This is a genomic window from Thiobacillus sp. (assembly GCF_018780105.1).
Lineage (GTDB): Bacteria > Pseudomonadota > Gammaproteobacteria > Burkholderiales > Thiobacillaceae > Thiobacillus.
Genome location: NZ_JADMKC010000049.1, coordinates 1 through 7,148 on the forward strand (window position 1 = coordinate 1; position 7,148 = coordinate 7,148).

General features: G+C 62.8%; 10 protein-coding genes. 4 read left to right on the forward strand and 6 right to left on the reverse strand.

Going from position 1 to position 7,148, the window contains the following annotated elements:
• The 6 genes from IV098_RS15020 to recQ form a co-directional block, all read right to left on the reverse strand.
• Positions 1-305, reverse strand: a 305-nt coding sequence (locus tag IV098_RS15020) for a type II toxin-antitoxin system RelE/ParE family toxin (protein WP_296890513.1), incomplete at its 3' end; no start/stop codon positions are given.
• Positions 298-639, reverse strand: a complete 342-nt coding sequence (locus tag IV098_RS15025; protein WP_296890514.1) for a type II toxin-antitoxin system Phd/YefM family antitoxin — start codon at positions 637-639, stop codon at positions 298-300. The genes IV098_RS15020 and IV098_RS15025, both read right to left, overlap by 8 nt.
• A gap of 150 nt (positions 640-789) precedes the next feature.
• Entirely contained in the window at positions 790-1,248 is a 459-nt protein-coding gene (locus IV098_RS15030) for an SRPBCC domain-containing protein (protein ID WP_296890515.1), read from the reverse strand.
• Between the two features lie 43 nt (positions 1,249-1,291).
• Positions 1,292-1,798, reverse strand: a complete 507-nt coding sequence (locus IV098_RS15035) for an SRPBCC family protein (protein WP_296890516.1) — start codon at positions 1,796-1,798, stop codon at positions 1,292-1,294.
• Entirely contained in the window at positions 1,758-2,309 is a 552-nt protein-coding gene (locus IV098_RS15040; RefSeq protein WP_367114191.1) for an ArsR/SmtB family transcription factor, read from the reverse strand. The genes IV098_RS15035 and IV098_RS15040 overlap by 41 nt, the downstream gene beginning before the upstream one ends.
• An 88-nt stretch (positions 2,310-2,397) precedes the next feature.
• On the reverse strand, positions 2,398-4,197 hold the full coding sequence (gene recQ / locus IV098_RS15045) for a DNA helicase RecQ (RefSeq protein WP_296890517.1): 1,800 nt from the start codon (positions 4,195-4,197) through the stop codon (positions 2,398-2,400).
• Positions 4,198-4,271: 74 nt separating this feature from the next.
• On the opposite strand from recQ, the gene IV098_RS15050 reads away from it, so the two are divergent.
• The 4 genes from IV098_RS15050 to IV098_RS15065 form a co-directional block, all read left to right on the forward strand.
• Complete coding sequence (locus IV098_RS15050) at positions 4,272-4,508, forward strand: type II toxin-antitoxin system prevent-host-death family antitoxin (protein ID WP_296890518.1); 237 nt, start codon at positions 4,272-4,274, stop codon at positions 4,506-4,508.
• Positions 4,508-4,936, forward strand: coding sequence for a type II toxin-antitoxin system VapC family toxin (locus IV098_RS15055; protein ID WP_296890519.1), 429 nt, complete (start codon positions 4,508-4,510; stop codon positions 4,934-4,936). The genes IV098_RS15050 and IV098_RS15055 overlap by 1 nt, the downstream gene beginning before the upstream one ends.
• Positions 4,937-4,947: 11 nt before the next feature.
• The gene (gene lysS / locus IV098_RS15060; protein WP_296890520.1) at positions 4,948-6,459 is read left to right on the forward strand and encodes a lysine--tRNA ligase; all 1,512 of its coding nucleotides are present in this window, start codon (positions 4,948-4,950) and stop codon (positions 6,457-6,459) included.
• Positions 6,460-6,583: 124 nt separating this feature from the next.
• Positions 6,584-7,148 (forward strand): aconitase family protein (locus tag IV098_RS15065; protein WP_296890521.1); only part of this gene is annotated, 565 nt, incomplete at its 3' end.

The following is a 7,148-nucleotide window of genomic DNA, read 5'->3' on the forward strand; positions in this document are numbered from 1 at the left end:
TCGGTTTCCGATGCGGTGTACAGCATGAGGTAGTCGCCATGCAGGTATTCGCGCAGAGCCTGGGCGGCGCCGGCCGGCAGCGCGGCGAGTTGGTCCAGCGCTTCGGCCGATTGGGGCGGACGATCCAGGTAGCACCGGCCGATGCGTGGATAGCGACTCAGGTTGGGGATGACCGAGGCGCGCAATTCGGCCAGCAGCGTATCGAAGGCGAGGCCCGCGCCGGCCTCCAGCAGGAAGGCTTCTATGGCGTCGAGGCGTTCCAGAAAACCCGCGGTCAGTTCGACCCGGTACAGGTGCTCAGCCACGCTTGCGGGTGGGCTTGCCAGCGTTGGACGGTTTGGCGGAACCGGTCGCGGCCCGGCGCTGTTGCAGCCGCTCGATGGCGCCATCGGCCTCGAAGGTCCGTCCGGCGGCAATGTCGGCCAGACCACGGCGGGCGTCGTCGATCAGCAGCAGATGGATGCGCTCGCGTTCCAGCCGGTGGTAGTAGTCCAGCCGGTCGGCGTCGATCAGGGCGACGTAACTCTCGCCGTTTTTGGTGATGATTTTTTCGGCGCCAGCCTTGGCCTGGTCGGCGAGTTCGGAGAGATTGGCGCGCGCCTGGGTAAATGGCACGACATCGCCGGTGGAAAAACCCATGACCTACTCCTTGCGGGGATGACAGAATTGTGTGCAGCATACTGCGCAACACGGGGTGTCGTCCACCCCCCGCGCGCAGGTCGGTGCGCTGTCTCCTGGCCGGCCCTCAACCCTCCGCTAAGTCCAAGGTCGGCAGCATGACGTCGTCGTTCAAGCCATGTTCGCTCTGAGATAAGCCTCAAGCTTCGCCAGGTGCTGCTTGCCTCCCTCTATGGCACCGTACTTTTCGACCACCTCGTCGCGGGATTCCTTGCTGGGGAAAAGATGGCGCAGCGTGATCAGGGTGCCGCTGCCGGTTTCCTGCAAGGTGATGCAACTCTCGAACCATATCCGCTGGCCATCGCCGTGGTCGAAAACCAGCCTGGACGGCGGGGTGATTTCCTTGAACACCGTGTGGTTGGGGTAGCGGGTGCCGTCGGGCCCAACCATCTCGTATGTCCACGCGCCGCCGACCCGGAAATCCATGGTCACGTTTTCGTTCCTGAAGCCGTCGGGACCCCACCAGCGGTTCTGGTGTTCGGGCACAGTCATGGCCTTCCAGACGAGTTCCCGGGCAAACGGCACTTCGCGCTGAAGGACCACCTCACGTTCGTTTTCGCTCGATTTCATCGTCTCTCTCCTTGGTTGATCCGGATCGTGGGCAGCCGCATGATCAAATGCCCCGCTTGACCATGGCGACCAGTTGATCGAGCGCCACGCCCCAGCCTTCTTCAAAGCCCATGGAAGCGTGCAACCGGCATCCCGCCTCGTCTGCATGTATGACGGTTGCGCGGTAGCGGGTGCCGTTTTCGCCGTGCGGGGCCATTTCGACTTTGGCGGTGAACATGAATTCGGCCGCTTCATCGCCGCAGGGGGCGTTCATCAATGCAGGCCGGAAGCCGGGCAACAAGGCATTGGTCCAGACAAGTTTTTCGTTTTTGACCGTTTCCAGGTAGCAGCCGAGATTGGGAAATTCCTTGCCTTCGGGCGACTGCATGGTGGTGCGGAAAATCCCGCCGGGGCGCACATCGACTTCGGCATCGATCGTCTTCCATGGCAAGGGGCAAAACCATTGCTTGATCAGCTCGGGTTCCGTCCAGGCCCGCCAGACTAATTGGGGCGGCACATCGACGATGCGCTCAAAAGTCAAATCCAATTTGTTGTTGAAGTTCGTCGTCATCTGTTCTCTCCTTGGCTGCGGGTTGGTTGCGTGCGGATCGTGTGGCGGGCTTGGGTTTTTTGGGGCTTGTGACTGCCTGGGCCTGCTTTTCAGCACTTCGTTTGACCTTGGCCGGTGTATCGATTGGCTTGCGCGCGTCTGGATTGGGCGCCAGTTCCTGCGTCGCCGTGGCCGCGGATTCACTGGCGTGCAGTTCCAGCAGATAGGCATCCAGACGGTCCAAGCGCCCTTCCCACAACTGCCGGTACTGTTCAATCCAGCCCACCGCCTGCTTGAGTTGCTCGCCATCGATCTTGCAGGGGCGCTGCTGCGCTTGGCGGGTCTTGATCAGCAGCCCTGCTTTTTCCAGCACTTTGATGTGTTTCGAGACGGCTGGCAGGCTCATCTTGAATGGCGCGGCAAGCTCGTTCACCGAGGCCTCGCCCTGCACCAGACGCGCCAGCATCGCCCGCCGCGTGGGGTCCGACAGCGCAGCAAAGGTCATGCTCAGGGTGTCTGTTGCGGGGCTCATGCGTAGTTTCTCTATCAGTTAATTAACCTTTTGGTTAACTATAGGGCGAGACTTGGCGTTCGTCAAAGCCTGCGGCTTGCGTTCTTGTTCAGCCCTCCGCCACCACCCCCAGCACCGCCTCGCCGTAGGCTTCCAGCTTCTTCGTCCCCAGCCCCGATATCTCACCCAGTTCCGCCAGCGTGGCGGGGCGGCGGGCGGCGATTTCGCGCAGGGTGGCGTCGTGAAGAATGACGTAGGCGGGCACGCCTTTTTCGTTGGCGGTTTCGCGACGCCAGGCGCGCAGCGAAAGGAACAAGGGATCTTCGTCGTCGTGCACGCCGGTGCCGGAACTGGGGGCGAAGCGGGATTTCTTGCTGCGTGCCGGGCGCACTTCGATGGCGCGCAGCATGACGGTTTCTTCGCCCTTCAACACGGGCTTGGCGGCGGCGGTGAGTTTCAACGCGCCGTAAGCTGTGTGATCGACTTCCAGCAAGCCGCGCACGACCAGCTGGCGCAGCACGGCACGCCACACCTTGTCGGTCTGGCTGGCGCCGATGCCGAACACGCTCAGGCTGGTATGGCCGAATTTGTCGACCTTGTCGGTTGTCTTGCCGAGCAGCACGTCGATGACGTGGCCGGCGCCGAAGCGCTGGCCGGTACGGTAGACCGTGCTCAACAATTTCTGCGCGGCTTCGGTGCCGTCCCACAGCGTCGGCGGATTGAGACAGACGTCGCAGTTGCCGCAGGGCTGGCTGACTTCGCCGAAGTAGCTCAGCAGCGCAACGCGGCGGCAGCTCGCCGCTTCGCACAGGCCGACCAGCGCGTCGAGTTTGGCGTGGCCGATGCGTTTGTGCGCGTCTTCGGCCTCGCCCTCGTCGATGAAGCGGCGCTGGGTGACGACGTCCTGCAGGCCCCAGGCCATCCACGCTTCGGCGGGCTCGCCGTCGCGGCCGGCGCGGCCGGTTTCCTGGTAATAGCCTTCGACAGAACGCGGCAGATCCATGTGCGCGACGAAGCGCACGTCGGGCTTGTCGATGCCCATGCCGAACGCGAGGGTGGCGACCATGACGACGCCATCCTCGCGCAGGAATTTTTCCTGATGGCGGCGGCGGGTGTCGTTGTCCATGCCGCCGTGATACGGCAAGGCGGTCAAGCCGGCCTGCTTCAGCCCCTCGGCAGTTTCTTCGACCTTTTTGCGCGTGCTGCAGTAGACGATGCCGGCTTCGCCTTTGTGCTCGCCGAGGAAATCGAGCAGCTGGCGACGTGGGTCGGATTTCTCGGAAATTCGGTAACGGATGTTGGGGCGGTCGAAGCTGGCGACAAAGACGCGCGCGGCGCCAAGATCGAGCCGGGTGAGGATTTCGGCGCGCGTGGCAGTATCTGCGGTGGCGGTGAGCGCGATGCGCGGCACGCTAGGAAAACGTTCGTGTAGCGCCGACAAGCCCAGATATTCGGGGCGGAAATCGTGCCCCCACTGCGATACGCAGTGCGCTTCGTCGATGGCGAACAGCGCGACCTGCGCCTGTTCGAGCAAGCCCTGAAAACGTTGCGTGAGCAAACGTTCCGGTGCGACATACAGCAGCTTGAGCTGGCCGGTGACGAATTCACGCTCGACCTGCATCGCCGTTGCGTTATCCAGACTCGAATTCAAAAACTCGGCCGCGATGCCCAATTCCTTCAAGGCCGCGACCTGATCCTGCATCAGGGCGATCAGCGGCGACACCACCACCGCGCAGCCGTCGCGCAGCAGCGCCGGAATCTGGAAACACAGCGACTTGCCGCCGCCGGTGGGCATCAGCACCAACGCATCGCCGCCCGCCACCAGCGTATCGACGATGGCGGCCTGCTCGCCGCGGAACGCGGGATAGCCGAAGACGCGGTTGAGCAGGCTTATAGGGGTGTCGGACATGGGTGAAAAAGGGCTGGCGAGCGACGTGTCACATTGGCTATAATTGTGTCACGTTTTGCTCCTGGAGCGCTCAAATGAAAACCCTGACCGTGCGCGAAGCCCGCGAAGGCCTGTCGCACCCCGACCAGATGTTCGCCGACAGCGACGAAGTGCTGGTCATGAATCGCGGCGAGCCGGTGGCGCGCATCCTGCCGGTTGAACCCCGGCGCAAGAAGGCCTTTCGTTCACTGGCCGCATTTCGTGCCAGCCAGCCGTTCCAGGAAATTCCCAGTGAAGTTCTGATCAGCGAAGACCGCGAAGATCGCTTCTGATGATCTATGTCGATACCAGCGCACTGGTGAAGCGCTACCTCAGCGAAGCCGGCAGTGACACCTTTGACGCTTTCTTTCTGGACCAGGCGCCGCTCGCGATCAGTCGCCTGACTGTCGTCGAAATGCGCTGCGCGCTCGCGCGTCGTCGTCGCAACCAGCAGATATCCGCCGAGCTCGAAGCACAGGTGCTCGAAGCCTTCAGGCTGGACATGCAGGACGGCGCGCTCGCGGTCTCGTCTTTCCATGAGGATGACCTGACGCTGGCCTACCACCTGATGGATGAAGTCACCGACCTGCCTTTGCGCGCGCTTGATGCGCTGCACCTCGCGGTCGCGCGTCGCCACACCATTCCCGAGTTTTCAACTGCCGACAAGAAACAAGCCGACGCCGCCCAGGCGCTCGGTTTTGTACTCCACCGTTTCGATTGACCCTGACCACCATGACCGACCCCACCACCGCCCCCGCCCCCGCCCTCGACGAAAACCAGATCATCGCCGAACGCCGCGCCAAGCTCGCCGCAATCCGCAAGCAAGGCCCCGCCTTCCCCAACGATTTCGATCGCCGCGACTACGCCGGCAAGCTGGCCGCCGCCCACGGCAACCAATCCAAGGAAGCACTGGAAGCCGCAGCCGTCGAAGTTCAGCTGGCCGGCCGCATGATGCTGAAGCGCGTGATGGGCAAGGCCAGCTTCGCCACGCTGCAGGACATGAGCGGGCAGATTCAGGTCTACGTGACGAACGACCACGCCGGCGCCGAATCGCACGACGCGTTCAAGCACTGGGACCTGGGCGATTTCATCGGCGTGACCGGCATCCTGTTCAAGACCAACAAGGGCGAGCTCACCATCCAGGCCCGCTCCATCCGCCTGCTGTCGAAGGCCTTGCGCCCGCTGCCGGAAAAATTCCACGGCCTGGCCGACCAGGAACAGAAATACCGCCAGCGCTATCTCGACCTGATCACCAACGATGTCGCGCGCGAAGCCTTCATGCGCCGCTCGAAGATCATCTCGGCGATTCGCGCCTTCATGATCGAACGCGACTTTCTCGAAGTCGAAACGCCGATGATGCATCCCATCCCCGGCGGGGCGGCGGCCAAGCCGTTCGCCACCCACCACAACGCACTCGACATGGAAATGTTCCTGCGCATCGCGCCCGAGCTTTATCTCAAGCGGCTGGTGGTCGGCGGTTTCGAGAAGGTATTCGAGATCAACCGCAACTTCCGCAACGAAGGCCTGTCGACGCGGCACAACCCCGAGTTCACCATGATGGAGTTCTACGAGGCCTACCGCGAATACCGCTACCTGATGGATCTCACCGAATCGCTGATCCGCGCCGCCGCCATGGCTGCCACCGGGTCGACCGTGGTGCCCTACCAAGGCCACGAAATCGATCTTGGCAAGCCGTTTGCCCGGCTCACCATCGTCGAGGCGATCCGCCACTACCATCCGCAATACACGGTCGAACAATTGAATGACCGCGACTGGCTGATCGGCCAGTTCAAGGCGATGAAGGGTAAATACCGGCCGCACGATGGCCTCGGCGGCCTGCAGCTGTCGTTCTTCGAGGAAACTACCGAAACCCTGCTGATCCAGCCGACTTTCATCATCGACTACCCGGCCGAAGTGTCGCCGCTGGCCCGCCGCTCCGACGCCCAGCCGGACATCACCGAACGCTTTGAACTGTTCATCACCGGCCGCGAAATGGCGAACGGCTTCTCCGAGCTGAACGACGCCGAAGACCAGGCCGAACGCTTCATGGATCAGGTGCGCCAAAAAGAAGCTGGCGACGAGGAAGCGATGCACTACGACGCCGACTACATCCGCGCGCTTGAGCACGGCCTGCCGCCCACCGGCGGCTGCGGCATCGGCATCGACCGCCTGGTGATGCTGCTGACCGATTCGCCCAGCATCCGCGACGTGATCCTCTTCCCGCAGATGAGGCGGGAAAGTTAAACCCGCCGGCAGACGCGGCGCGTAGCCGTCCGGGCCTGCGCGGCCCCCAGCGGGCCGCGCTGTTGGCACTTTCATTGCTTGAATTAGTATTTCGTTTCAACTTTCCACCGAGGCCGCCATCGCCATGACCGACGCTTTCCACACCCAGGACACCTTCTCAACCGCCAGCGGCAGCAAGCAGTTTGCCTCGCTGAAAAAACTCGAAGCCGCGCTCGGCGCATCGGTGGCGCGGCTGCCGGTATCGATCCGCGTGGTACTGGAGTCGGTGCTGCGCAACTGCGACGGCGTCAAGGTCACGCCCGAGCACGTCAAGCAGCTGGCCGGCTGGAAGCCCAACGCCGAACGCACCGAGGAAATCCCCTTCACCGTGGCGCGCGTGATCCTGCAGGATTTCACCGGCGTGCCGCTGTTGGCCGATCTGGCCGCGATGCGTTCGGCCGCCCAGAAACTGGGCAAAGACCCGAAGAAGATCGAGCCGCTGGTGCCGGTCGATATGGTGGTCGACCATTCCATTCAGGTCGACGCTGCCGGCAGCCACGACGCGCTCGACCTCAACATGAAAATCGAATTCGAGCGTAACCGCGAGCGCTACCAGTTCCTGAAATGGGGCATGCAGGCCTTCGATACGTTCAAAGTGGTGCCGCCCGGCGTCGGCATCGTGCACCAGGTCAACATGGAATACCTGGCGC